This window comes from Nostoc sp. (assembly GCF_036916575.1).
GTDB lineage: Bacteria > Cyanobacteriota > Cyanobacteriia > Cyanobacteriales > Nostocaceae > Nostoc.
The window spans coordinates 1-26,755 of sequence record NZ_JBALGC010000016.1 but is presented as its reverse complement, the minus strand read 5'-3'; the positions used below and the strand labels follow the sequence as shown (position 1 = coordinate 26,755).

Annotated in this window: 18 protein-coding genes and 1 pseudogene; 9 read left to right on the top strand and 10 right to left on the bottom strand. The window is 42.2% G+C overall.

Features of this window, described 5'->3' with window-relative positions; genetic code table 11:
* Positions 1 to 102 precede the first annotated feature (102 nt).
* The 7 genes from V7L29_RS05055 to V7L29_RS05025 form a co-directional block, all read right to left on the bottom strand.
* A complete protein-coding gene (locus V7L29_RS05055) occupies positions 103 to 1,101 on the bottom strand; it encodes an ABC transporter permease subunit (RefSeq protein ID WP_334734736.1) in 999 nt (332 codons plus the stop codon).
* Positions 1,098 to 2,651, bottom strand: coding sequence for a sugar ABC transporter ATP-binding protein (locus tag V7L29_RS05050; protein ID WP_334734735.1), 1,554 nt, complete (start codon positions 2,649 to 2,651; stop codon positions 1,098 to 1,100). The genes V7L29_RS05055 and V7L29_RS05050 overlap by 4 nt, the downstream gene beginning before the upstream one ends.
* 717 nt (positions 2,652 to 3,368) lie before the next feature.
* On the bottom strand, positions 3,369 to 4,421 hold the full coding sequence (locus V7L29_RS05045; RefSeq protein WP_334734734.1) for an ABC transporter substrate-binding protein: 1,053 nt from the start codon (positions 4,419 to 4,421) through the stop codon (positions 3,369 to 3,371).
* A 137-nt stretch (positions 4,422 to 4,558) separates the two neighbouring features.
* The gene (locus tag V7L29_RS05040; RefSeq protein WP_334734733.1) at positions 4,559 to 5,572 is read right to left on the bottom strand and encodes an ABC transporter substrate-binding protein; all 1,014 of its coding nucleotides are present in this window, start codon (positions 5,570 to 5,572) and stop codon (positions 4,559 to 4,561) included.
* Positions 5,573 to 6,659: 1,087 nt separating this feature from the next.
* Positions 6,660 to 7,556 (bottom strand): inositol oxygenase family protein, encoded by an 897-nt coding sequence (locus V7L29_RS05035; protein WP_334734732.1) that lies wholly within the window; start codon positions 7,554 to 7,556, stop codon positions 6,660 to 6,662.
* A 543-nt stretch (positions 7,557 to 8,099) separates the two neighbouring features.
* Positions 8,100 to 8,438, bottom strand: a complete 339-nt coding sequence (locus V7L29_RS05030; RefSeq protein WP_334734731.1) for a DUF1815 family protein — start codon at positions 8,436 to 8,438, stop codon at positions 8,100 to 8,102.
* 137 nt (positions 8,439 to 8,575) lie between these two features.
* Positions 8,576 to 9,061: a gluconokinase gene (locus V7L29_RS05025; protein ID WP_334688124.1), complete on the bottom strand. Its 486-nt coding sequence runs from the start codon at positions 9,059 to 9,061 to the stop codon at positions 8,576 to 8,578.
* Positions 9,062 to 9,245: 184 nt separating this feature from the next.
* On the opposite strand from V7L29_RS05025, the gene V7L29_RS05020 reads away from it, so the two are divergent.
* The 3 genes from V7L29_RS05020 (at position 9,246) to V7L29_RS05010 (ending at position 13,785) form a co-directional block, all read left to right on the top strand.
* Positions 9,246 to 10,274: a LacI family DNA-binding transcriptional regulator gene (locus V7L29_RS05020; RefSeq protein WP_334734730.1), complete on the top strand. Its 1,029-nt coding sequence runs from the start codon at positions 9,246 to 9,248 to the stop codon at positions 10,272 to 10,274.
* Between the two features lie 201 nt (positions 10,275 to 10,475).
* Positions 10,476 to 11,894: a glucuronate isomerase gene (gene uxaC / locus V7L29_RS05015; protein ID WP_334734729.1), complete on the top strand. Its 1,419-nt coding sequence runs from the start codon at positions 10,476 to 10,478 to the stop codon at positions 11,892 to 11,894.
* A gap of 586 nt (positions 11,895 to 12,480) precedes the next feature.
* On the top strand, positions 12,481 to 13,785 hold the full coding sequence (locus tag V7L29_RS05010; RefSeq protein ID WP_334734728.1) for an MFS transporter: 1,305 nt from the start codon (positions 12,481 to 12,483) through the stop codon (positions 13,783 to 13,785).
* A 362-nt stretch (positions 13,786 to 14,147) separates the two neighbouring features.
* Here V7L29_RS05010 and V7L29_RS05005 read toward each other — a convergent pair whose 3' ends face one another.
* Positions 14,148 to 15,401, bottom strand: a complete 1,254-nt coding sequence (locus V7L29_RS05005; RefSeq protein ID WP_334734787.1) for a DUF4336 domain-containing protein — start codon at positions 15,399 to 15,401, stop codon at positions 14,148 to 14,150.
* Positions 15,402 to 15,695: 294 nt separating this feature from the next.
* Here V7L29_RS05005 and V7L29_RS05000 point away from each other — a divergent pair, with 294 nt between their 5' ends.
* The 6 genes and pseudogenes from V7L29_RS05000 to V7L29_RS04980 all read left to right on the top strand — a co-directional run bounded on the left by V7L29_RS05000 (position 15,696) and on the right by V7L29_RS04980 (position 24,763).
* Positions 15,696 to 16,532, top strand: a complete 837-nt coding sequence (locus V7L29_RS05000; RefSeq protein WP_334734727.1) for an SDR family oxidoreductase — start codon at positions 15,696 to 15,698, stop codon at positions 16,530 to 16,532.
* Positions 16,533 to 16,551: 19 nt separating this feature from the next.
* A complete protein-coding gene (locus V7L29_RS04995) occupies positions 16,552 to 17,817 on the top strand; it encodes a lactate racemase domain-containing protein (RefSeq protein WP_334734726.1) in 1,266 nt (421 codons plus the stop codon).
* Positions 17,818 to 18,029: 212 nt separating this feature from the next.
* Complete coding sequence (locus V7L29_RS04990) at positions 18,030 to 18,269, top strand: hypothetical protein (RefSeq protein ID WP_334734725.1); 240 nt, start codon at positions 18,030 to 18,032, stop codon at positions 18,267 to 18,269.
* Between the two features lie 683 nt (positions 18,270 to 18,952).
* Positions 18,953 to 19,066, top strand: a pseudogene (locus tag V7L29_RS35400) (fasciclin domain-containing protein); the annotation flags it as partial.
* A gap of 5 nt (positions 19,067 to 19,071) precedes the next feature.
* Positions 19,072 to 19,512 (top strand): response regulator, encoded by a 441-nt coding sequence (locus V7L29_RS04985; RefSeq protein WP_334734786.1) that lies wholly within the window; start codon positions 19,072 to 19,074, stop codon positions 19,510 to 19,512.
* A 1,018-nt stretch (positions 19,513 to 20,530) separates the two neighbouring features.
* On the top strand, positions 20,531 to 24,763 hold the full coding sequence (locus V7L29_RS04980; protein ID WP_334734724.1) for a chemotaxis protein CheB: 4,233 nt from the start codon (positions 20,531 to 20,533) through the stop codon (positions 24,761 to 24,763).
* A 151-nt stretch (positions 24,764 to 24,914) separates the two neighbouring features.
* On the opposite strand, the gene V7L29_RS04975 is transcribed toward V7L29_RS04980, so the two are convergent.
* Together V7L29_RS04975 and V7L29_RS35395 are read right to left on the bottom strand one after the other, a co-directional pair.
* Positions 24,915 to 25,955, bottom strand: coding sequence for a chemotaxis protein CheB (locus V7L29_RS04975; protein WP_334734723.1), 1,041 nt, complete (start codon positions 25,953 to 25,955; stop codon positions 24,915 to 24,917).
* Positions 25,956 to 26,596: 641 nt separating this feature from the next.
* Entirely contained in the window at positions 26,597 to 26,743 is a 147-nt protein-coding gene (locus tag V7L29_RS35395; RefSeq protein ID WP_442944134.1) for an NACHT C-terminal helical domain 2-containing protein, read from the bottom strand.
* Between the last annotated feature and the right edge of the window lie 12 nt (positions 26,744 to 26,755).

The window sequence follows — 26,755 nt, the reverse complement described above, 5'->3', positions numbered from 1 at the left end:
ACTCATTAATGGAGTTCAAAGACTCATTAATGGAGTTCAAAGACTCATTAATGGAGTTCAAAGGCTCATTCCTTATTCTCAATGCCCAAAAACTTTGATTATTTAGCGTCTGGAACGTCTACGGAGTCGATCAATCATTACCGCTAAAATAATTACTAGTCCTTTGACGACTAGTTGCCAAAAGTAAGATAGGTTCAACAGGGTTAAACCATTGTTGAGAATAGCAATGATCAATGCACCCAGAAGGGTACCGCCAATGGTGCCAATACCGCCTGTAAAGCTGGTTCCACCAAGAATAACAGCAGCGATCGCATCTAATTCGTAACCCTGACCTAATAAGCCACTAGCACTATAAAGACGGCTAGCACTCATGATGCCTGCTAAACCTGCCAGTAATCCACTAATACCATAGACAAATAGCAAGACACGATTAACTTTAATTCCAGTTAATCGGGCTGCCCGCTCGTTACCACCGACGGCATATATCTGCACTCCTAAAACAGTTTGTCGCAGCACAAACCAGCTAGCGATTACCGTCAGTAGCGCAATGATTACTAGCCAAGGAAGCGGGCCGACATAACTATTACCCACCCAAGCAAAATCGATGTCCCGGTTAATCAGCGTTGTACCTTTGGCAATTAAGTAGGCCACACCCCGCAAGGCAGTCAGTGAACCCAACGTCACAATAAAAGGTGGCACATCCAAAAAGGTGATCAGAGCGCCGTTGAGTAAACCTAAAAATAATCCTGCCAGCAATGCAGCAGGCACAGCCGCCCAACCTAAAGCTGGTAATAGCGATACCAGCAACGCAACTACGGCAGAAACAGCTAAGATTGACCCGACTGAAAGGTCAATACCTCCGGTAAGAATCACAAAGGTCATTCCCGTCGCCAGCACAATATTGATTGATGCCTGACGCAAGATATTAACGATGTTACCGCCTGTAAGGAAGTTGGGAGAAAGGAATGCAAATAAGATGCAGATAATTACTAGGATTGGCAAAATACCCGCAACTTCCAGTAGAGTACTAATTGATTTCTGGTTGCGGGATACGGGATTGTTGGCTGATTTATTGGCAGGCGGTCTGACTGTCTGACTCATGATGCTAATACCTCCGATGCTCCAGTTGCATAGTGCATAATCTTTTCTTGGGTGATTTCTTTACCAAGACTGCCATCCAGTTCGCCTACCATCTGGCCTTCTCGCATCACCAAGACGCGATCGCTCATGCCGACAATTTCTGGTAGTTCGCTGGAAACCATCAAAACAGCAACACCTTGTGCTGCCAACTCGCTGATAATTCGGTAAATTTCGCTTTTGGCACCGATATCTACGCCGCGTGTCGGCTCATCTAGCATTATTACTCTCGGCTTAATGGCTAACCAACGGGCTAGCAGTAGCTTCTGCTGATTGCCACCAGAAAGATCCACCGCTCTGATTTCCAGATTAGCCAGCCGAATATTAAAGCTTTCAACTGCTTGTGTTGCCAACAGATTGACTGAACCCCAATTAACAATGCCAGCCTTTGCATCCTGCTTGAGTGTGTTGATGGCAATATTCTTACGGGAACTCATTTCTAGAAATAGACCCTGGTCTTTACGGTCTTCCGGAACGTAGCCAATGCCGGCAGTAATAGCATCACTGGGCGTATTAATATTAAGTTTCATTCCATTCAGAAATACTTCACCACTTGCCTTGCGGTCAGCACCAAAAATCAGCCGAGATACCTCTGTGCGTCCTGCACCAACCAGCCCCGCTAGACCAACAATTTCTCCAGCGCGAATTTGAAAACTAGTTGGGGTAATTTTGCGTCCGTCACTGATATTTTTGACTTCCAGCACCACCGGCCCAGGATTGGTTTGCCGTTGATGTTCATAAAAGTCTTGCATGGAACGACCGACCATCATCTGCACTAATCGCTGTGCAGAAATTTCATCCCGTGTGAGACTGCCAATGTATTGACCATCCCGCAGTACGCTAATCCGGTCAGCTAGGGCATATATTTCTTCCATGCGGTGGCTGATGTAGATAATAGCAATGCCGTCGTCTCGTAGTCTGCGAATTACCTCAAATAAATGCTGAGTCTCACGGTCAGACAGTGCTGCTGTTGGCTCATCCATCACCAAAACGCGGCTTTTGTCCTTCAAGGCTCGTGCAATTTCTACTTGCTGTTGTTCGGCGATCGACAAAGTGCCAACTATAGTCTGGGCTGTAAAATTGGCTCCCAAGCTTTGCAGCACTTGCTCTGCTTCCAGGTGCATAGCTTGGCGGTCTAAAAACTGACCTCGCCGCAACTCGCTACCCATAAACATATTTTCGGTAACGGTTAAATTAGGTGCAACATTCAGTTCTTGATAAATGAGATTAATACCCGCCTTGCGTGCTGTCGCCGGATCGGTAATTTTCAAAGGTTGGCCATTGATGCGAATTTCTCCTTCATCGGCAATGTAAGCCCCAGCCAGGATTTTCATCAATGTGCTTTTGCCTGCTCCGTTTTCACCCATGAGGGCATGAACCTCTCCTGGATAAATCGTCAGATTAACATTTTGGAGCGCAGATACACCATGAAATCGTTTGGTAATCCCTTGCATTTCTAATACAGGGGTGGTAGTTGGTGCATCAGGAAATGAGGTTTCAATATTTGTTGTCATGGACATCTCCTGTAAAAACAATTTAAAAATTGCGCTCGTGAGTTAGGAATTAATAAATTCATACCTAATCACAAAATCATGTTTTAAAAGCTGACTACTAGTTTGAAAATAGGGACTAGTACCGCAAGACAGAAGTCAAAAGTCAAAAGTCAAAAGAATTGTATTTTGGGCTTTTGCGCTATTTTAAATGGTCTGTTTATTTACGCCATGCTGTAATAGGGAAGAGATATTTTCATACTTTGTTGTTAACGTTAGTTGATGGAGACTGTCTAGGAAAGTCTAAGTGCTATAAATCAATACGCTTGGGTTAAGAATTTCTTCCTTCTCTTTGCGTCCTTTGCGTCCTTGGCGGTAGCCTGCGGCAAGCCGCTCCGCGTCTACGTTAAAAAAATTAACTTGAAGAAAGAGTTTTAGCCTTAACTGAACCGTATTGTGCTATAAATGGGCACTCAGACTTTCCGCTGATGCACATACATAGCGATTCTCGGTTGCATCATATAGAGTTTTGACCTCACTTCCATTCCTCTCCCCTAAAAGATGAGAGGCTTTGAATCTTACTCCCTTTCCCTACAAGGTAAGGGGCTGTTATTATTAGGTTTTGTATTTAAATTAAGTGAAAACCGCCGTAGATTATTGGTATGGGCAAAAACTTTACAAATGCATCAAAAGATTTACATTAGACATAATTTTCAATTGCAAATTCACAATTTTTATTACTTACCAGCCTTTTTCTGTGCTGACGTTATCTTTTGTGATCAACTTAACTGGAATCAAAATGTTAGGTGACTCAGGTTTTTTACCATTTAAGATGTCATTGCCAACTTGAACTGCTTTTTGGGCCATTCCTCGCGGATTTTGAGTAGCAGTCGCCGCATATAAACTATCTTTAGCAGCGATCGCACTGATTGCTTCTGGCGCACCATCAACCCCAACAATAAAGAAATCTTTACGTTGTGCTTGATTAGCTGCTAGTTCTGCACCAACTCCACTCGGATCATTGATGGCAAAAACAGCATCAATTTTCGGAAAAGTTGTGAGCAAATCACTCATAACTCTGAGTCCTCCATCCCGACTACCCTCTGCATTCTGATTTTTGGAGAGTATTTTGATATCAAGATATTTAGACAATACATTCTCGCAGCCACTAACTCGCTGAATCACTGAGTCCACTGGTGGGCCATTAACTATTACTACATTGCCTTTGCCTTTGAGGCGGTCAGCAATATATTTGCAACCAACTTCTCCAGCTTGGACATTATTAGTAGTAATGGTGGCATCCACACCTCCTTCAGCACCTGTATCCACCGCAATCACAATTCTACCGGCTTGTTTTGCTTTTTCAACTGCTGGTTTAATGCCACTTTTATCAGCAGCATTCAGAATAATGATATCAGTATTTGCATCTGTAAAATTTTCCAGTTGATTGGCTTGTTGGTTGAGATCATAGGCACTGGAAACTACGGTAACGTTGACATCCTTACCGCCAATTCTTTTCGCTTCTGTCTCAGTTGCTTGCCCCATCAGGACGAAGAAAGGGTTACTTAAATCACCAACGGTAAAGGCAACTGATCGTAATTTTCCATTTCCAGTGGTGGTTTTAGTTTCTGCACTAGTATTGGTAGCAGTTTTGGTTTCAGTGTTAGTAGCAGTGTTGCGATCGGGAGAACCATTTGTACAGCCGACAAGACTACCACTGATAATACCTAATATGCTAGCTGCGATTACGCGAAGCGCAACACTAGAGGTGAACGCAATTCTTTTCATATTCATATATCTCCTAGAAGTCATTCTTCCTTACACCAAATTTGGAAACGATATATTGTTTAAAAAACAGCGAGAAGTATTGTAACCCTCATGTATCAAGCCTTTTTCTGTGTGTTGTAATTACGAATTACAAATTAGTAGTATTACCAGCCTTTGTAGCTGCTGAGGTTGTCTCTAGTAACCAAGTTGACTGGAATCAGAATGTCAGGTGACTCAGGTTTTTTACCCTGGATGATATCGTTGCCAATCTCAACCGCTTCTTGCGCCATCTCTGCGGGATTTTGAGCCGCAGTTGCAGCAAATACACCATCTTTATCCTCCATTGCTTTTGTTGCATCTGGCGATCCGTCAACTCCAACAATAAAAAATTCTTTACGTCTTGCTTGTCTAGCTGCTAAATCTGCGCCCACACCACTTTGATCGTTAGTGGCAAAAACGGCGTCAATTTTCGGAAAGGTTGTGAGCAAATCGCTCATGACTCTCAGTCCTCCATCCCTAGTCCCTTCGGCGTTTTGGTCTTTAGAGATGAGTTTGATATTAGGATATTTGGACAATGACTTCTCGCAGCCACTGACTCGCTGATTGATTGAGTCCATCGGAGTCCCGTTGAGGATGACTACACTACCTTGACCTTTGAGGCGATCGGCAATATATTGACAAGCAATCTCACCAGCTTGAGTATTGTTAGAGCTAATCATCGCATCCACATCTGCATCAACGGCTGAATCTACTGCAATCACAACCTTACCTGCGAGCCTTGCTTGGTTAATTACCGGTTTAACTCCTTTTTTGTCAACAGCGCTAAGGATAATTAAGTCAGTATTCGCAGCAGTGAAATTTTCGATTTGGTTAACTTGTTGGTTCAAGTCAAAAGCACTGGAAACCGCATTAACTCTGATATTACCCCCGATTTTCTTAGCTTCTGTCTCAGCCCCCTTCTGCACTGCATTATAGAAGGGATTGCCCAAGTCACCCAAAGCAACGCCGATTGTTTGCAATTTTCTATTTGCAGCACTAGTCTGACTCTCTGCACTTATATTGGTAGCAATGTTAGTACCAGTATTAGTAGCAGTGTTGTCATTTGGAGCGCCATTTTTGCAACCAACAACAGCGAAACCTAATATGCCAACTATGAACGAAATTCTCTTGATATTCATCTATTTCTAACAACGGATTTAAATTTGAAAAATGTCAGTAAAATATAAATTTGCAAATTTATCAGAATATGAGCTAGGTCTGAACAATTCAGACATAACTTAGCAATACTGCTGGCTTTGGGAATTTAAACTCCTTTCAAAAGTTTTAGAATGTGACCTGATTCGAGTTAGCGCTATTAATTGCCCTCAATTAGATGTTTTGTTTGTTCAACCAAAACTATGAGCATCATACTACGTCAAAAAATCACATGTTTTTGTGAAACTACATTTGTTAATGCGGGTGTTAAAAATAGCTTTTAACTAAAATTAGTAGAACCTGATGTAATCAGAGTTGCAAATTTCTCTTTTCTTTGAGATTATTTTAGTTTAACCTGCATTTTTACAAATATGATACACGTTTATCGAACTTTACAAAGTAAACAAAACTATTTCATATCTATGTATTCTCAAGTTTTCCTACTGGAGCATTTGCGAAAATTAAGTAATTTTTAGCATCGGGATAGTTTAGAAAACTTAACATTTTTTATTCAAGTGGAATTGATAAAAGTTAATACTTTAGGAGGGAAATGTTTGCTTCTAAATCCGTCTTTTAGGGGTAGAAAGTGATAGACTATCACCATATATAAAAATCCTGTTGCCTTATTTTCAGAATTGCTCAAATATGCATGTCAAGTGCGCTTATTTGTTATACTAAATTGCCAGAGTTAGTCTAGTTATATCTCGATCAGAATAACTCTTAGGATAGAGGGAAAAAGAACCCTAAAAAAGTTATTCTCACCCCATTACCGCCGTTGTCAAAATGTGAAAGAACAGACGCGATAAATAGTTCGCGCCTGTTTAATCAGTGTGCGAATTAAAGAAAAGTCGAGCCAGTGGCTATAAACCTTAGGACATCTACACAGATGTTTTATATTTTTATAAGTGGCAATGTACTATTATTTATCGGAAAACATTGCACTCCTTTTAGCCTTGCTGAAGAATTGTTATTCATCATTAGGGAAAAATAATTTTAATCTCCACAAGCCCAATCAGTTATAATGTCTGTAGGGTATTTTTTAAATTCTTTGCCTTTGCTACTAGCGGAGATTTAGAGTTTTAAGGTTGTGGATAAGTATTTAGCCACTAAATCTTCATAGTAAGGCTTTAATTTTTGCCAATCCGGAGGATTAGGGTTTTTTGAATATAAATCATAGGCATTGAATAATTTCACCCATTTAAACATTTCTTTATCGTGTCTATCCATCAAATGCTCGTAAGCATTTTCGCGATGTTGAGGATAAAAGGAGTGATAGCGGAGGATGTACAATGCAGATTCAGGCAAATAGTTTTTCATCATGTAATATACATACTCATCATGTCCCCATGACATGTGTACATTACTCAAGCCACAATTCGGCTCGTAAACACCATATATAGTGTTATATATAGGGTTGTTAAAATCAGGGTTTTCTTTGAAAAATTCCGAGAAAACAATTTTATCAGAAAATGCACAACCCACAGGATAGGTATCACCTACTGTGGCCCATTGGGGTTCACCAAATAAGCAAAGTACCTTCCCCATATCGTGAAACAAGCCAGTAAGTACCATCCAGTCTGGGTGACCATCAGTGCGAATGGCTTCTGATGTTTGCAATAGGTGCTGTAACTGATCTAAGTCTGTGTCAGGATCTGAATCATCAACCAATTGATTCAAAAATTCCAATGCATCCCAGACAGACATTTCTTTCTTATCTAACTTCCAAAAGTGTTCTTTTTTCTCTAATACAAAATCATACGTCTGATTGATATGATTTAACCGATAGAACTCTTTCACCGTGTCTCTAGTAGGCGTTTGGTAATTCCTGTACTCTTCGGTGCTTTTACCTTCTTTAACTATGCTGTCCGGATCGGGATAGCGATTAAGTAAGTCTTCTTCCCATTCTTCTAAGGAATGTAAGGGGTTGTTTTGAGCTTGGTCAATGACATTATTTAAAGTTTGAGACATATCTTTTCAGTTGTCGATATTGATTTGTTAAATGCTACTTTCGCACTCCATCTTATGCACAGGTGTGCAAAGCCTGTACTGTACTTATTATTTATTTTTGCACACGTGTGCAAAAACTGATGTTAAGTTTCTTTTCGTCTTTGGATACCTGTGGATGATTTACTTCCTCAAGTGTTTTATCCGATCAGAATCAATTGGGAATTAGGCAAAACATTGACAAATTAGATAAAATGTGATTAAGAGTTAGATGAAGCATTTATGCGATCGCTAATTTTCAGAGATTTTGATGCCTCTAATTGACTTTTGAATGAGTGACTTTTGCGTACTCCTAGGTCGAAGCAAGCTACGCGTAGCGGACGCACCAGAAGGGGTTGACCCATGCTTCTAAAGCTTGATTGCTAGCTCACCATTACAGCAGATATGTCTTCTTTGTTAATTCGTTAAATGGTACTTTGATTATTTATGCACACGTGTGCATAAATAATCAGTAGAGCTTTTGTTTTACACATGTGTGCCAAATCTATGTTAACTTTTTTATTGAACTCAGCTAAGTAAGTGACAATTTGTCAATTCTATGGTATAAGAATACTTGACAATATTAGCCAACTCTTGTAGCTGGTTTATCGCTTCTCCACCCTCCAACTTCATTAATTCGCGATCGTCCCACAATTCCAGCCAAGTAATCCCGTAATCAGATACTAAAAACCGAATCAGGTGCTTTTCTCCCAAGCTAACCATAAATGAAGCACTGTTCATTTGGTCGCCGCATGTATAACAATAGGCAGTATAACCACGCCGCTGAAGTATAATTGTCAAGGCTTGCAGGTTCATTACTAAGTCTTGGATGAATTCCTGATGTTGTTGCGCTAATCTTAGAAACACTAGTTTTCTCCCACTACTCCAGTTATGTGGTTGCTTTGATATTTCTTTAGACTGACATCTGATGTAATTTAGTTGCCAAAAGTTCGTGTTTTTTTAGAGACGTGATTAATCTTAATCTTGCGGTTGTCACCAATAAGCTAAATACCCAAAGCCGTTCTAATGTTTTGGACAATTACCTGGGGTGGCTGTGCAACATCCATAGATATGGTATCTAATGGCTCTTCAAGAGTATAAAACTGGCTGTTGAGCAGTTTGTCGCTCATGTAATGATTATGACGCTCTTGCAACCGCTTTTGAATCAACTCATAAGACCCTTTGAGGTAAACTAGCTTGATGCGATCGCTATCCAATAGCAGAAATTGCCGATAGCTGTCTTTTAGAGCCGAACACGCCAGCACCACATTTTTATTTTCTTGCAGCCAATGTTTTATGGCTGTTTGCAAATCTTGCAACCAAGGCGTCCTGTCAGCTTCACTCAGAGGGATACCGCGTCGCATTTTTTCAACATTCTCTGGCGAGTGGAAAGCATCAGCGTCGCGAAACTCCCATTCTAACGAGTCTGCTAGCAGTTTTCCTATGGTGGTTTTGCCAGATCCAGATACACCCATTAGCAAAATAATCATCGACTGCTTAATCATATTTTACTTAAGAAAAGTTAAGTTATTCAAATGGAGATAGAAATCAGGACTCCTGACTCCTTTTTGTGCAAAATGTGAGTTGTATTAAAATCTCTTGACAAATAACGATTATTTTCTTCTATAATTAATACATATGCACACGTGTGCAGTAATTTAAAAGTATAAAAAAATGAATAAACGAAGAATTTCAATTGAAGATATTGCTCAAAGAGCAGGCGTTTCTCATTCCACAGTTTCACGCGCTTTGCAAGATAACGCTTTAATTAGCCCTAAAGTGCGAGAAGAAATTAAGCGGCTGGCGCAGGAGATGAGCTATGTGCCGAATGCTATTGCCCAAAGCTTGCAAAATAAACGCACTAATACCATTGGTGTAGTAGTAACTTCAATCGCAGATCCCTTTTTTGCTGAAGTAGTAGAGGGAATTGAGAAAATAGCCAGACCGGCAGGCTTGAGTGTTTTGTTGAGTGCTTCACACCGAAATTTTGAGCAGGAAATAGCAGCTATTGATACTTTTCATCGCCGCCGAGTGGACGGGATCTTAGTAGCCGACTCACGAATTAGTAAACAGCATACCAAACAACTAACGCAATTTGCTGTGCCAACAGTTCTGATTAACAGCCAGACCGAAGATGAATGCGAAATATTTCACTCAGTGGCAATAGACGATCGCTTAGGTGCTAGATTAGCCACAGAGCATCTAATAAGTCTAGGACACACCGCTATTGGTTATCTGGGTGTAGGCGATCACAGCAGGTCGAACCAGCAGCGCTTAGAAGGGTATCAAATGGCTCTTGCTGAAGCTGGTCTACCACAAAATACTGGTTGGGTTGCAATTAGTGATAAAGATGATACTAGAGCAAGCGATGTTAATACTGGACAACAGATGCTATCTAAACTATTGGTGGCTGAGGTGACAGGCATCTTTTGTTACAACGATATGGTGGCAATTGGCGCTCTACTGGCCTGCCAAGAACTAGGTATTTTAGTACCGCGAAATTTAAGTCTGGTTGGATTTGATGGTATTGCTTTGGGGCGTTACGTTAAGCCTGCACTCACGACGGTCAGCCAGCCAATGTTAGAAATTGGTGGTTATGCCATGCAAATGTTACTCGATTTATTAGAGGAAAAAACTGTAGAAAACCGAGTTTTATCTCCTTTTTTAGTACAGCGTGGTAGTAGTGCAGCATTAAGAAAATAATTTTAAAGGGTGTTTATCTTGAAAATTGTAGTTTTTTTGTAATCAGAGTAAAGCTCATCTTCAAGCCATAACCGAAAATATCCTCTCATTAAAAACTCCAGGTTTCAAAATGGACGGGGTTTATCTGCGTCTGGGCGTTTGGGCGTGAGGTAAATTCTTATTTTCACGTAGCAACACTAAAAATTTTAACTAAATAAAAATATGTTAACCAAAAAACCGAGTTTATCTCCCGATCGCTGCTTTTCTCCAGAACCAGTGCAAAGACGACTAGCCCATCAATTTTTTGATAGCATATCTGCGTTACCTCTGGTCTGCCCACACGGTCACGTAGAGCCAGACTTGTTAGCGAATCCCGCCGCCCGTTTTGGTACACCAACCGAATTATTTATTATCCCTGACCACTACCTTTTGCGGATGCTCTACAGTCGAGGCGTACCTCTACAAGCTTTGGGCATACCTACTAGTGATGCACCAGCAGAAACCGACCACCGCAAAATCTGGCAATTGTTCGCCGAACATTTTTATCTATTCCAGGGTACTCCGTCCGGGTTATGGCTGAAAGAGGAACTAACTAACGTCTTTGGCGTAGATGAACCTTTAAATTCTCGCAATGCCGGACATATCTATGATTACCTAGAAGGTCTGTTAGCCTTGCCTGAGTTTTCCCCTCGTGCTTTATTCAAACGCTTTCACATTGAAGTGCTTTGTACAACCGATGCAGCCAGTGATACCCTAGAGAATCAGCGATCGCTCCACCAACAAGGTTTTACTCAAATCAGACCAACTTTTCGACCAGATGCAGTAGTTAACCTGGATGCTTTTGGTTGGCGGGAAAATCTTACCAAATTGGAAAGCACTGTCGGTAGAGAAATTAACACTTACGCTACTTTTGTGCAAGCTCTAGAAGAACGTCGGGCTTTCTTTAAAAAAATGGGCGCGACAGCTACCGATCAAGGTGCAGCTACACCTTATACCACACGCCTTTCTGACCAGGAAGCAGAAGCTATCTTTGCTAGAGCATTAGCCGGCAAGCTGAATCCAGGTGATGTAGAACAGTTTACCGGTCATATGTTCATGGAAATGGCGCGGATGAGTGTGGAAGATGGCTTGGTGATGCAAATGCATTGTGGTGTTATGCGTAACCATAACCCTATTTTATTTGAGAGATTTGGAGCTGATAAAGGTGCTGATATTCCGCTAAAAATAGAATGGACTCAAAATCTACGCCCGTTGTTATCAGCCTACGGTAATGATCAGCGCTTTTGCTTAATTATTTTTGGCATGGATGAAAGCACCCTGAGCCGAGAGATGGCTCCGCTAGCCGGTCATTATCCCACTATATTGCTCGGGCCGCCTTGGTGGTTTCACGACAGCGTAAATGGCATGGAGCGCTATTTCAATCAGGTAATGGAAACTGCCGGAATTTATAATACTGCTGGGTTTAATGATGATACCCGCGCTTTCGTTTCTATTCCGGCTCGTCACAATATCTGGCGGCGAGTAGCTTGTAACTGGTTAGCCGGATTAGTAACACGGGGATTGGTTGAGGAAGAGGAAGGGTATGATATGGCCCGTGCTTTGGCTTACGACCTGGCTAAGGTTGCTTACAAGTTGGATTAATATCAATTCTCCAAAATCAAGCTATTAGGACTAGTACCGCAAGGCGGAAGTTAAAAGTCACTCATTCAAAAGTCAAAAAAATTATATTTCTTGCTCTTGCGCCATTTTAAATGATTGGTTTAAGTAGCTGGGCGAAATTAAATATAAAATGTCATTGTGGGAACGCAGTGGAGTGAAGCAATCCCTAAGACTGAGATTGCTTCACTTCGTTCGCAAAAACAAAGTATCTTATATTTATTTAGAACCATCTACTTATTTACGCGCCATTCGTAACAGTTTAAGATTAAATCGGTTTTGTCAATAGTAATAACGCTGCTAATTAAGCCAGAACGTGAGTATTAAATAAAATACTATACGGAGGATTGAGAGTAAGAATGAGTGGTAATTTTTTTAATGACGCGTAGGCGTAACCCGCCGTAGGCATCGCAAGCCAAAAAAAGATATTTAACCGATATAAATAAGCACATATTTTAATACATACTTAAAACATGGACAATATCTATCAACCCCAAGAATCGCTAGGTCTACGTGCGATCGCTTGGCTTTGAAACAATAGCAACTGCTTGGATAAAATGGGACAACTTAGATGACATCAGATGAAGCCCTCAAACGAAAGGTATTAAACAAGGTAACTCGGCGGCTGATTCCCTTGTTGTTAGTACTTTATATAATTGCTTATTTGGATCGGGTTAATGTCGGGTTTGCAGCCCTGCAAATGAATCATGATTTGGGCTTTAGTTCCACAATTTACGGTTTCGGATCGGGGGTCTTTTTCCTGGGCTACTTTTTGTTTGAAATTCCCAGTAACCTCATTTTAGAAAGAATTGGTGCTAGGGTTTGGATTGCCCGCATTAGCATAACTTGGGGAGTAATTGCCGCAGGAATGATGTTTGTCAAAAGCCCTTTTAGCTTTTACTTATTGCGTTTTTTCTTAGGAATTGCAGAAGCTGGATTTTTTCCTGGGATTATTCTTTACCTCACATATTGGTTCCCAACAATTCAACGCGCGAAAACCATAGCTTCATTTATGACAGCAACTGCGATAGCTGGGGTTGTGGGAGGACCCCTTTCTGGTCTGCTGCTGACTCTGCATGGAATTGCAGGATTAGCGGGTTGGCAGTGGTTATTTCTAGTAGAGGGTTTACCCGCGATCGTTATGGGTTTTGTGGTGCTGAATTATCTGTGCGAACGTCCAGAGCAAGCTGAATGGTTGGAAGTAGAGGAGCGTTTCTGGCTGCAAGAGAGATTGCAGCTAGAATCCGAACACAAACAACGCCACAACAGCTACACTTTACTCCAAGCTCTTGTCAATCCTAAAGTTTGGTTACTGAGCCTGATTTATTTCACTCTAGTAATTGGTATTTATGGTATAAGTTTCTGGCTACCACAAATTATTAAAGGTTTTTCTGGATTAAGTGATTTATGGGTGGGATGTTTGTCAGTTATTCCCTATCTAGTAGGTGCGATTGGAATGGTCTTTGTTGGTAGCCACTCAGACCAGACTAGAGAACGCCGCGCTCATGTTGCAATTCCAGCTTTTATTGGGGCATTTGGTCTAGTTTTGAGTGCTTACTCTCATCAGCCTGTGACTGCTCTAGCATCCCTTTCGTTGGCAGCATTAGGAATTTGGGGGGCTTTAGGACCATTTTGGACTTTACCCACTGGCTTTTTAAGCGGTACAGCCGCAGCAGGCTCCTTAGCGTTGATTAATTCTGTGGGCAACTTGGGAGGATTTGTTGCTCCCTACATTATTGGCTTAATTAAGGATGCAACTAATAGTTTTACCGGAGGGCTGCTTGTAATGGCAGCAGGACTGTTAGTTGGTGGGATTCTCACTCTGGTAATGCATCATGACTCTTTTCTAGAGGAACTGGATACTATCCGAAGCTGACTCTACCAGACACAGGGAAAGATTATCTGGTGCGATTTAACACAGAATATCTACTAACATTAATTTCATTGAGACAGCTTTGCTGGTAATTGCTGGACTTGTTCTAGTGTTAATCTTGTGACTCAAGTAAATTGTTTCAACAGTCATACCCTGGCGCAATAAATTCACCGCTACTTTTTCCAAAGCTTTTTGGGCACCTTCCTGTTGCCAACTTGTTACAATTTCCAGATTTCCTTGTGAAAGACCTGTTTGTCAGTATGTCGAGCCGTAATACGTATCAACTCTTCCCCAGAAATCAATTGCATCCTTGCTGGATCAATTTTAACGTTGCCAGCCACCGCAAGCAGTGGTAGAATCCCATATTACACCTTCTCTTTAGCTGGCGTTGCAATACCGCGCTTAACTAGACTAGCTTCAAGTTCCTTAATGAATCTTAAGTCTTCCTCCAATAGAGGCTGGCTTTCGCTAGAAGAAAAGTCCTTACTTACAGAAGGATTTTTTTCAAGGAAAGCAAATGCTTGCCGAAATTGACACGGATTTGCATTAATTTGCGAGTCAAAGTGACAGGGAATAATCTGCTGAAAATCCCAATTTGCAACTGTATCAGCCCAATTGAGGACTTGTCTTGGTGCTTGGGGAAGAATCAGGATTTGCAAAATCGGTGCGACAAATGGTCGTCCCTGACCTCGTAGAGCATCGAATGCCTGCTTCCAAGTTTCTTGCCAGCGAAAAGGAAATAAACCAAAGTACGTTTTTAGGGTTCGCTGTGGTGCTTTGAGAGCATCACGAAACATCTGTGCGATTGGAGTAACTTCCAGCACACTTGGACGGAAGTAAAGCGCAAACAATGAAATGCGTTGCCATCCCTTGCGACGGTTGTCTTCATTGTCTTCGATCGCCTCCAAAGCATTGTCTCTTGCATGAAACAGTAAGGGATAAGGATCTAATTGGAGGATTTGTGGTGGGTCAACTGGAACAGAAACTATAGAATCAGTTACAAGCAGAGTGCGCGATCGCTTGTGAAACACTGCAACTTCTGCAAAAGATCCTCGTCCCAAATTGATGTCCAAGATTGCATAGTCAAACTCATAAGCAAAGGGAGCAAGGCTTGAGTCTTCTGGAAGTTCTTGAGTTCGTTTTTGGGGAAAGCCTAGCCAACTAAGCGGTAGGTTGAAGGGGAAACTCCATTGGTGCGGGGCAACAAAGACTTGTGCTTGAGGAAAGCGGCAAGAAAATGGCCCAACAAAGACTTTATGCTCCAGACCAGAACTGGTTGGCAGTATGATGTACTTAACTTCACCATACTTTGCTACCAACTCATTAACCAAGCGGACACACTCAGTTGTTGGAGCAACGGGTGCATAGACCAGAAGACCTCCGGCAGCGAGTTTGACAACAGTCATGCGAATCGGCACAATGGCGTAGAGAATGCCGTGAAGCTGATCGAATGTCCAGATAGTCTCAAAAACTATTTCCTTGCGAAGTGTCCGCCGCCTGCCGTAGGGGTAGAGTGGGACAGCAGGCCAGAATGGCCATGACCAATCTTTTGGGTGGCTCAAAGGATACATCCCTTGCTCTTGTAGTTCTACCCTCGACTTAGATCCTTGTGAGTTCATCGTCGTTCCATTGTCTTGGCGTGGGCCAGTTGTGAGAGTGCTGTAGTTGCTACAAGATTTATATAGCACGCTTGTCGGGCGAGGGCAACTGGCTAGAATTACAACTAGAACGCATCTTACGTAAGGGTTTATAACTAAAATCTCAAGACCAATTAGAACAGGGATGAGTTAAATATTGACTTTTTTAATGACGTTAGCAAGTTCGCGTACTCCTGTGGAGAAGCAAGCTAGCAAGAGCGTCTCGTAGAGAGCGTCATTAAAAATTCTAAATTAAAATAAGCAGGGGAATTATTGATGCCAGACTTGATTTTAAATAAACTTTTTAGCCTGAAAGAACAGGTAGCAGTAGTCACAGGCGGTTCTGGTGTGCTTGGTGGGGCTATGGCAAAGGGTTTGGCCCTTGCTGGAGCGCAAGTCGCGGTTTTGGGTCGCAATGAAGCACGAGCGAGTGCGGTAGTGGCTGAAATTACCGCTAACGGTGGAGAAAGCATAGCTGTAATCGCAGATGTTAGCGATTACTCCCAATTAGAAATAGCCAGGGGTCTTATTATACAGCGCTGGGGTCAGATAGACATCTTGGTAAACATGGCTGGTGGTAATATTCCGGCTGCCACAATTACCCCTGATGCGACTATTTTTGATATGCCAAACGCAGCTTTTGAGGAAGTAGTTAGCCTAAACTTAGTTGGTACTCTACTCCCCAGCCAAGTTTTTGGTCAAGCAATGGTGGAAAAAAATCAGCCCCACGGTTGTATTGTGAATATTTCTTCTATGTCTGCCATTCGGGTGATTAGCCGTGTGGTTGGCTACTCAGCCGCTAAAGCCGGGATAGATAACTTTACTCGCTGGCTAGCGGTAGAACTCGCTCAAAAGTATGGAGATGGAATGCGAGTAAATGCGATCGCACCAGGTTTTTTTATTGGAGAACAAAATCGAGATTTACTGTTAAATCCAGATGGAAGCTTGACCATACGCGGGCAAAAAATCATTGAGCATACCCCCGCCGGACGTTTCGGAAAACCAGATGAATTACTCAGTACCTTGATTTGGTTATGCAGTTCTGGTTCTAGTTTCGTCAACGGAGTAGTCGTACCTGTAGACGGTGGGTTTAGTATCTACAGTGGAGTTTAATCAATGGAGTTTAATAAAAATGTATTCACTAGCCGTAACTAACGGAACACTTTTGGATGAGCAGGTTTCCGAACTGGTTCATCAAGCTTTAGCAGACCCTAAGTTGGATGGACAGCGCATCCTAGTATTAATTCCAGATGGAACCCGCACTGCTCCCATACCTCAAATGTTTCGATTGCTTCATAATGAGTTGGGTAAAAGAGTAGCGGCTCTAGATTTTTTAATTGCTCTGGGTACACATAATCCCATGAGCCAGGAACAAATCAATCATTTAGTGGGAGTAACACACCAGGAGCGAAAGACAACTTTTAAAAAAGTTCGCATCTTTAACCACCTTTGGAATCAGCCGGATACTTTTATTTCTTGTGGAGTAATTTCAGCAGATGAAATAGCAGAAATCAGCCGGGGAATGCTACATCAATCAGTTGAAGTCCGTGTTAACAAGCTGGTAACAGAGTATGATTTTATCATGATTTGCGGCCCGGTCTTTCCCCACGAAGTTGTCGGTTTCTCTGGTGGAAATAAATACTTTTTTCCTGGCATTGGTGGTCAGGAAGTAATTGATCTATCACACTGGTTAGGTGCTTTAATCACCAGTTATGAAATTATTGGTACACCGGGAATAACACCAGTTCGACGTTTGATTAACCGAGCCGCTAGCCTGATTTCTACCCAGAAGCTTTGTTTGGCGATGGTGGTTGCACCAAAAACGAATCAGCTAGCTGGACTTTATATAGATAAACCAGAGTCAGTCTGGGAAGAAGCTGCAAAATTATCAGCCAAACTGCATATTAAATATGTAGATCAGCCCTTTAAACAAGTGCTTTCAATCATGCCCCAAATGTATGACGACATTTGGACAGCGGCTAAAGGAATGTACAAGCTAGAGCCAGTAGTGGCAGACGGAGGCGAAGTAATTATATATGCCCCTCACATTACCGAATTTAGCTATACACATGGCGAAATCCTAGCCCAAATTGGTTATCATGTGCGGGATTACTTCCTCAAACAGTGGGATAAATTCCAAGCCTACCCCGGTGGAGTGCTAGCTCATAGTACTCACTTAAAAGGGATGGGTACATTTAATCCTATAAAAGGGGAACAAGCACGAATTCGCGTCACTTTAGCTACAGGTATTTCTGCTGAACGCTGTGCTGCTCATAACTTGAACTATCGTGACCCCGCTACCATTCGACCTACTGAATGGGCTAACCGTGAGGATGAAGGTATCTTGCTTGTACCAAAGGCTGGCGAGATACTATACCGTCTAACCAGTGATAAGTAATATCAAGTCTGGCTAAAGACTTATCATTAAGACCGCAGGGGGGCAGGGGGAAAGAGGGTTTTCTGGTTTTTGCACAGATGCGCGAATTATAACTCAATACAGTTCAGTTAAGGCTAAAACTCTTTGCCAAAGTCAATTTTTTTAACGTAGACGCGGAGCGGCTTGCCGCAGGCTACCGCCAAGGACGCAAAGGACGCAAAGAGAAGAAAGAAATGCTTAACCCAAGCGTATTGCTATATAAGCAACAGATACCTCGAAGTCATGTTGAAGTACTTGAAAGTCGTGTTGAGGTACTCCAAAGTCGTGTTGAGGTACTTGAAAGTCGTGTTGAGGTACTTGAAAGTCGTGTTGAGGTACTTGAAAGTCGTGTTGAGGTACTCCAAAGTCGTGTTGAGGTACTCCAAAGTCGTGTTGAAGTACTTGAAAATCGTGTTGGAGTACTTCAAACTTGATCGCACCGCGATCAAGTAAGTAAGTTGGTGCAATAAAACCAAACTGTGTGAATAAAAGTAAATAAGGCTCAAACTCTTTCTCCTGCCGCCCCCTGCTTTCAGCAAGAACTGCCTTATCTTAACAATAATTATTTACGCCAACCTACTTACACAGGTGCGTAGGCGTAGCCTACACTTGACTTTTAAAACAGTCGCTACAATTATCCTTAACCCAAGCGTATTGGTCTTTAAGCCGTTCCAAGGATGAATTATTTAGAGGTTCGATATCATCCTCGAAAGCGAAGTCGCAGGTGCAAATTTTACCAGAGGGTCTGCACTCATTTAAATAAACCAAATATTTATTGTTAAAAATAATTTTATCTACTACTGAAGGGTAGAAAAATTCTACTTACTTAGACATAATATTGTTATTATTAATTATTGACTATAGGAATAATTTAAATGTTTTTTAGATAATCGTTATTGGTAATTTTATACAAATTATACAAATTATACGCTATTAAAACATTTATTAGGACATGAGCTTTAACAAGAGGATGTTATAGTAAAAACTGTTAATAAAAATTATTTTTTAGTTGCCCAAATAAATAGTTAAGCTTGGCGATACTGCAATGAAATAATATCTTTAGTATTTTAGTTGCTGCAATCAAAGCTGCTAAAAGAGTAGATATCTTCAAAAGAATAGCTTATTCACCGTTTTTGTACCTACTGATGAGATGTTTATTGAACTGAAAGCAAGCACAATAGATGTACTGCTTAAGAAAATTTCAAAGCTCAATCAAATCTCAATTTTGTAACTGTGATGTATTTAAATAATAGATTTTCTACTAATCATTCATTTCTTCAAGGGTTACGAGTACTGCTTGTAGATAATGATGTCAATTTTTGCAATTCGTTCACATCGATGTTGCAATCCTATGGTATGAAAGTGCAAGCGGCATTTTTAGGAGAGCAAGCTCTAAAAATATTTGTGCAATGGCAACCTGATATCCTCTTGAGTGATATTTCCTCGCCAAAGGAGGATGGCTATGCTCTAATTCACAAAGTGAGAACACTTCAGGGAGAACGAGGCAAAGTAGTACCAGCGATCGCTCTGACAAGTGTTGTAACTGAAGATATCTATGAACATGCTCTTTTAGTTGGGTTTAATTTATGCTTTGCTAAACCTGTAGTTATTGATGATTTCGTTGCTGTACTTGGCATTTTAGCAATTACTAATAATCTTCATTCGCACTCATGCTAACTAGCTCTAATTAATATCTTAGATATAGTATTTTAAGTTTTGAGAAGTAATGATATGGGTTATTTCTTGGTGGGGATGATTAGTTTTGAAATGCTAATAATGAACTTCATAAACGATAGGATTAATTTGAGGAGTTATCAAATGCCTGTTTTAACTCAATTAGTTTTGCTTTTGAGTAGCGGAATTATTGGTATTGGATTTATTCTAGCTTCTTATTTATTGGCAATAACTTGGATTTAAAAATGTTACAAAGTTCAGATGCCTGTCTTGAAAAGTGACGCTCCTCTGTTACAAAGTGACGCTCCTGCGTCGCTCTAAGCGTACCCCTACGGGGAAGCAAGCTACGCGTTAGCGTCTTGTAGAGAAGCTATGCCGTAGGCTTTACGGCGGGAACCGCCGCTGTGACGCCAGAAGATTTCGACGCAAGGCGACAATAACGCACTGGTTCAATTTTGCGCTAAATTGATTTATGGGATTCTTAATCTTAATTTTGAATGAGTGACTTTTGAATGAGTGACTTTTGAATAAGTGACTTTCCCGTACTTTTACGGAGAAGCCAGCTATGCGTAGCGGATGCACCAAAAGGTGCTGACCCTTATAAGAGTTTATGCTAGAATCTGAATTCTTTGGCAATATCTCAGCTAATCTATTGCATTTCCCCAACTTGGGCTGAGAGAGTAAAAACAAAGTGTAGAAATAAAATATAATACTTATGTTGTAGAAAGTTTGCTAGTTTCTCTAATTGCTTGATACTTTACAAATAAACGACCTGTGTTTTCCAAGTTGATTATCTTACCACTTTGTTAATGCGTTAGCCTAAAAATTTAATATTGATCAGGCTTATTTTAAGGCGAAAATGAAAACTATCCGTGATGTGAGAGCTTAATTCCGCGAATGAGCCTTAATTTATGGAATTTATACTCAAACTCTAAACTCTTATAAATACAAGGTAAGTAAGTAAACTGACCTAAAATATCAACCTTAGCTGCCAAAGCATTCCAGTATAAAACTTCATCCTATGACCTATGATCAACCCTCTGAGCAACCTGTATCTGAATCTGCCGCTAATGAAGCGTTCGACGTAAAGCAGCAGGACACTGGAGATGCTTTATTTCCCATTGTTGGCATTGCCGCCTCTGCGGGTGGATTAGAGGCATTTACGCAGTTACTCAAATATTTGCATACCGATACAGGGATGGCATTTGTGCTGATTCAGCATTTAGATCCTAACCACAAGAGTCTGTTGAGGGAGATTCTGGCAACAAAAACTCAAATGCCCGTCAATGAAGTGCAAGACGGCATGACTGTAGAACCAAACCAAGTTTACGTTATTCCGCCTAACACTAAGATGATCTTGTCTGGTGAGGTGTTGCAACTCACAGCGCGAGAGAAAATTCAAGGGAAATATATGCCTGCTGATGCGTTCTTTAGTTCATTAGCAGCAGAACGAGGGCACAAAGCGATCGCAGTGATTTTATCTGGAACGGATGGAGACGGTTCACTGGGGCTGAAGGCAATCAAGGCAGCCGGAGGCGTGACTTTTGCTCAGTGTGAAGACACGGCAAGATTTGATGGTATGCCCAATACCGCAGTTGCTACAGGGAATGTCGATTTTGTGCTGCCGCCTCAACAAATTGCCGAGGAACTGGCAAATCTCAGTCACAATCCTTTGATTTCTGACTCAGTGCCGCTGATCACGGCTGAGAAATTGCCCGAACAAGGAAATGCCCTGGCGACAATTTTTGGGTTATTGCGATCGGCAACTGGCGTTGACTTCAGCCACTACAAGCCCAACACCCTTGATCGCCGAATTCAGCGGCGAATGGTGTTGTACAAACTAGAACGGTTAGAGGATTATGCCCAGTATTTGCAAGAGAATTCGAGTGAAGTCAAGGCACTCTATGAAGAAATTCTGATCCACGTCACCTATTTTTTCCGCGACCTCGAAGCATTTGAACTGTTGAAACAACGAGTCTTTCCCAAGATTACGCAAAACAAGTCGGCAAAGTTTCCAATTCGGATTTGGGTGGCAGGGTGTTCGACAGGCGAAGAAGTCTATTCGATCGCCATCTCCTTGCTGGAGTTTTTGTCGGATAAATTAATCCCACCGCCGATCCAGATTTTTGCCACAGACATCAGCGAGATGGCAATTGACAAAGCCAGATCCGGCATTTATGCAGAAAATCAAATGGTGGAAGTGTCAGCAGAGCGCCGCCGCAGATTTTTTAATGCGATTGAGGGCGGTGGATATCAAATTAACAAAGTTGTCCGCGAACTATGTGTGTTTGCCCGACAAGACTTGGGCAGTGACCCCCCTTTTTCCAACTTAGATTTTATTAGCTGTCGAAATGTACTGATTTACTTGGACGAAACGTTGCAAAAACGGATACTGCCCATCTTTCACTACAGTCTCAACCCACCTGGCTTTCTGCTGCTAGGGACTTCAGAAAGCACAGGTAAATATTCGGACTTGTTTACTGAGATTGACAAAAAGTATAAAATCTATGCCAAGAAGCTAACCGCAAATCGTCCAATGCTTTCGTTCGTTACTAGTAATTATCCGATCTCAAAACTGGACGAACCTAAGCAGATCAATTCAAATTCATCGAATGAGTTTGACTTAGAGAAAAAAACTGACCAACTGATTTTGAATCGCTATGCCCCAATAGGTGTAGTGATCAACCACAAGATGGAGGTGCTGCAATTTCGGGGAGAAGTCGATCTCTACCTCAAACTTGCACCTGGGAAACCGAGTCTCAACTTATTCCAAATGGTGCGCTCCGGTTTGCTCGTCGAGCTACGCACCACAATTTATCAGGCACAACGGCAAAAAGTTCTAGTTAAAAAGGAAGGGTTACGGGTTGAATCCGGCGATTTTTCAAGATTCGTCAATCTTGAGGTAATTCCATTCGATGGTGTGACTAAGGAAGAACTCTACTTTCTGATTTTATTTGAAGAAGCTCTACCCACGGTTAGTAACCTTAGCTCTTCTAATCCTGAAAGCTCAGAGTCGAGAGACTTAGAGCGTGAGATTGTTCGATTCAAGCAGGAACTCGCAACCGCCAAGCAAGAGCAGGCTGCAACACAAGAGTATCTGCAAGCGGTGATTCAAGAGCAGGAACATATCAATCAAGACCTGAAAGTTGCCAATGAAGAAATCCTCTCTAGTAATGAGGAGTTGCAAAGCACCAATGAAGAGCTAGAAACTGCCAAAGAAGAAATTCAGGCAACCAATGAAGAACTCAACACAACTAATGAAGAACTTCGCTCTCGAAATTTGGAACTACACCAAGTTAACAACGATCTCACGAATTTGCTTGCCAGTATCAATATCCCCATTTTGATGTTGACTTCGGATTTACGCATTCGCCGTTTCACGCCAATGGCGAAGCGGCTTTTCAATTTCATTGCTGCTGATGCTGGACGACCTTTGAGCGATATCAGAACAAATCTCGATATTCCTGACTTAGAATCTCTAATTTCGGAGGTGCTTGACACACTTAGCATCAAAGAATTAGAAGTCCAAACCCAAGGGGGACATTGGTACAACCTCCGTATCCGTCCATATCGCACCATAGAAAACCAGATTGACGGTGTAGTGTTGGTGTTAATAGATATTGATGGTCTCAAACGCAGTGCAGTCACGTTAGAACAAGCCCGGAATTACGCTGAAGCAATTGTAGAGACGGTACAAGTGCCATTAATCTTGCTTGATTCTGATTTCCGGGTGAACAAAGCCAATCGCTCGTTTTATGAAACATTTCAGGTTTTACCATCACAGACAACGCAATCTGTAATTTTTGAGTTAGAGAACGGTCAGTGGAATCTGCCCGGACTCCAACCGCTTCTAGAAGACATTCTCGCCAACGATACCAGTATTCAAAACTTGGACGTGGAGCATCGTTTTGAGCAAATTGGGCAGAAAACCATGCTGCTCAATGGTTGGAAAATTATTCAACAGGGAGATGCTCAAATGATTTTGCTGGCGATTGAAGATATCACCGAGCGCAAGCAATTTGAGTTAGAGCGATCCGAGCTATTAGCACAAGAGCAGTCAGCCCGTCAACAGGCCCAAATCGCCAACCAAGTTAAAGATGAATTCCTGTCGAACCTCTCCCATGAACTTCGTAACCCGCTCAATACTATACTGGGTTGGGCGCAACTCTATCGCACCCGTGATTTAGATCAAGCTGCACTCACTCGTGCCTGGGAAGTGGTGGAGCGGAGTGCTAGGGTGCAAGCTCAGTTAATTGATGATATGCTCGATGTCTCACGGATTACGAATGGAAAGCTTTATTTAAACACTCGTCTAATTGATCTAGTTGCAGTAGTAAATGCCGCGATTGAGTCTGTCCAATTATCCGCAGAGGCGAAAAGCATTCAAATTATTTCACACTTGAACTCGACGACGGTTATCGGAGATGAAAAGCGCTTACAGCAAGTTCTGTGGAATTTATTTTCTAACGCAATTAAGTTTACTCCATCCGGTGGGCAAATCGAAATCACCCTCGAAGCCCTTGATAATCACGCCCAGATTCAAGTTAGTGACACAGGAATTGGCATCTCGGCAGACTTGCTGCCATATGTATTTGAGCGCTTCCGCCAAGGAAATTCCAGCAGCAGCAAAACGAGTCAGGGGCTTGGATTGGGCTTGTCAATTGTCCGTCATCTTGTAGAACTTCACGGTGGAACAGTTGAAGCACAAAGTCCAGGCGAGGGACAAGGAACCACGCTCACCGTCAGGCTGCCTCTGCGCTCAATGCCGATGGAGATTACTCCACCAACTTATTTACAGCCGAGCGTTTTGTCAGAGACTCTGAATACATTAGATGGTAAAAATCCATCCCTTACCCTAGAAGGGCTGTGTATCTTGACTGTAGATGATCAAAAGGATAGCCGCGATTTAATCAAGTGGATCTTAGAAGACTTCGGGGCTGAAGTAGTGGCTGTTACATCGGCAAGGTCAGCGATCGCAGCCTTAACTGAATCTCCTGGCAGATATGATCTACTTCTAGCAGATATTGGGATGCCAGAGGAAGATGGTTACTCTCTGATTCGTCAGGTGAGAGGGCTTGAGGCTCTTGCTGAAAGACAAATTCCGGCAGCCGCAATTACTGCCTATGTCAGCGAGCAAGAGCAGCAAAGGGCAATTGATGCTGGGTTCCAAATGAATATAGCTAAACCGATTGACTCTACTCAATTGGTATTGATGATTGCAAACTTGAGTGGACGAGTCACAGATAATTCGTAATACTCGCCTTCTCTACGAGACGCTACGCGAACGGCGAGAAGCAAGCTATGTAATTCGTAATTCGTAATTGAAATCTAGCCTGCTTGCTCTCTAGTATTTTTCCTAAGAGAGCGATCGCTGTGGCCATGTCTGCGACAAGCCGCTCCTACAGCTACTCCGGCTGATCTTCCTCGATTGCGGCAATAGTTTGTTTTGTCGCAAAGCTGTTGAGAATGATATCTCGAATTAAGGACACCTCTTTATCCAAATTCATTGCATGATCTTCATATTTTGTCGCGCTACTAGTTAAATTGTAATTTCTCATCCGTTCTGCCATTTGACGGCTGAATATAACCTTTTCCTCCATTATTCGCACAGCCGACCATAGCGCTTTTTCGAGATTGTGAGTTTGTTGTGCCTCGAACGCATTAGCTGTAAAGGAATGCCCCGTGTGACAGCGAAACCGTAGCGGCTCTTTTTTGCCAATTTGCCAGATGCTGCCGTTGCATTCAGGGCAGGTGTAAGTCGTTCGAGTCCCGATTGCTTCTACACTCTCCAAAAACTCTTGGGTATTCATCTGCTGTTCAGCAATTCTGGATTCAATTTCGATTTCTTCAGTCACGGGATATGCCTCCTCTTTGGCGGCTGGTTCCTTTGACAACTGCACTAGCAGGTCTGGGATTTCTACAAGCGGCAGGCAGTAATCGACTTTCACATACCGCAAGGCGCTCTTTGCCATGCTGGGGTATTCTGCTTCGTTCGGGTCTTGAATGATCGCCACTCCGCCCCGTTTCTTGATTGCCTGCAACCCCACCGTACCATCATCAAGATAGCCAGTGAGTACCACACCTACCACCCTTGTACCATAAGCGCGGGCGGCTGAACGAAATAACGTATCGATCGCAGGTCGAAAGCGGTTTTCTTCAGGGCCGCGCACGACACGCATTGAGCCTTGATTGACCATTAGGTGATAATCGGGCGGTGCGACATAGATTCGCCTGGTTTGAATTAGCTCTTTATCTGCCGGGTGAGATACTGGCAAAGAGCTTACATCTGCAAGAATTTGGGGGATAATGCTGGGCTGATCCGCTGCGACGTGCTGAACAATGAAGAGGACGGCATCAATATCAGCAGGCAGAGCACCCAAGATCGCACCCAGTGCTTTGAGTCCACCTGCCGAAGTGCCAATAACAATAATATCGTGTCCAAGCATAAATAACTTTATCTTAGTGAATAAAAGCAGACCTATGTTATCTATGTCTTTTGAATAATTAAACATCTTTGGTATGAAGATGCGTTACAGCAGTTTTCATGTATTTGAATCACATCTGTCGTAGGGGCACAGCAATGCTGTGCCCTTACCGCGTGGTCTATTTACCTGAAAATAGCTGTAATACCAATTCACTAAAATAATGAAACAAATGTAAACCCTCAAAGCCTTGCTGCATCTAAGTTGTTGAATTGCGTTAGCACAGCGTAAAGCCTTCTGTTCTCTTTGAGAGACGAAGACAGCGAACGAGAGGCTTGTCTGCGACACGCTGTTCGCGAACGCCAACGGCATAGCTTCTCTACGAGACGCTAACGCGAACGCTTAGAGCGAGTCCGCGAGCGTAATTGCGAATTGCGAATTGTGAATTGGTATAAACCATATTTATAGATAGAAAAGGGTTTGGCGCAGCCTCACTAACAAATGGTATAAGTCTCATTAATAAATATCAAAGGCTCATTAATGGAGTTCAAAGACTCATTGTTGCATTCTAAAATATATCTCCTCTCCCTCCACAGGGGGAAAGGCTTTGAAACCCAGTTTTAGTTTTTCTCTGCTTGTATGAAACCACCCTGCCCCCTGCCTGATCACAATCCCTGCCATTCTGGCTGGGAAAGTTCTGTTATCGGCAACAACAAACTGGCTTCAATCTCCTGGCGCACAACGTCTGTTAGCTGACAGTTGCTATTGAGGCAATCAATAAGCAACTGATTGGCATAGTAATATTGTTGCAATACTTGCTGTTG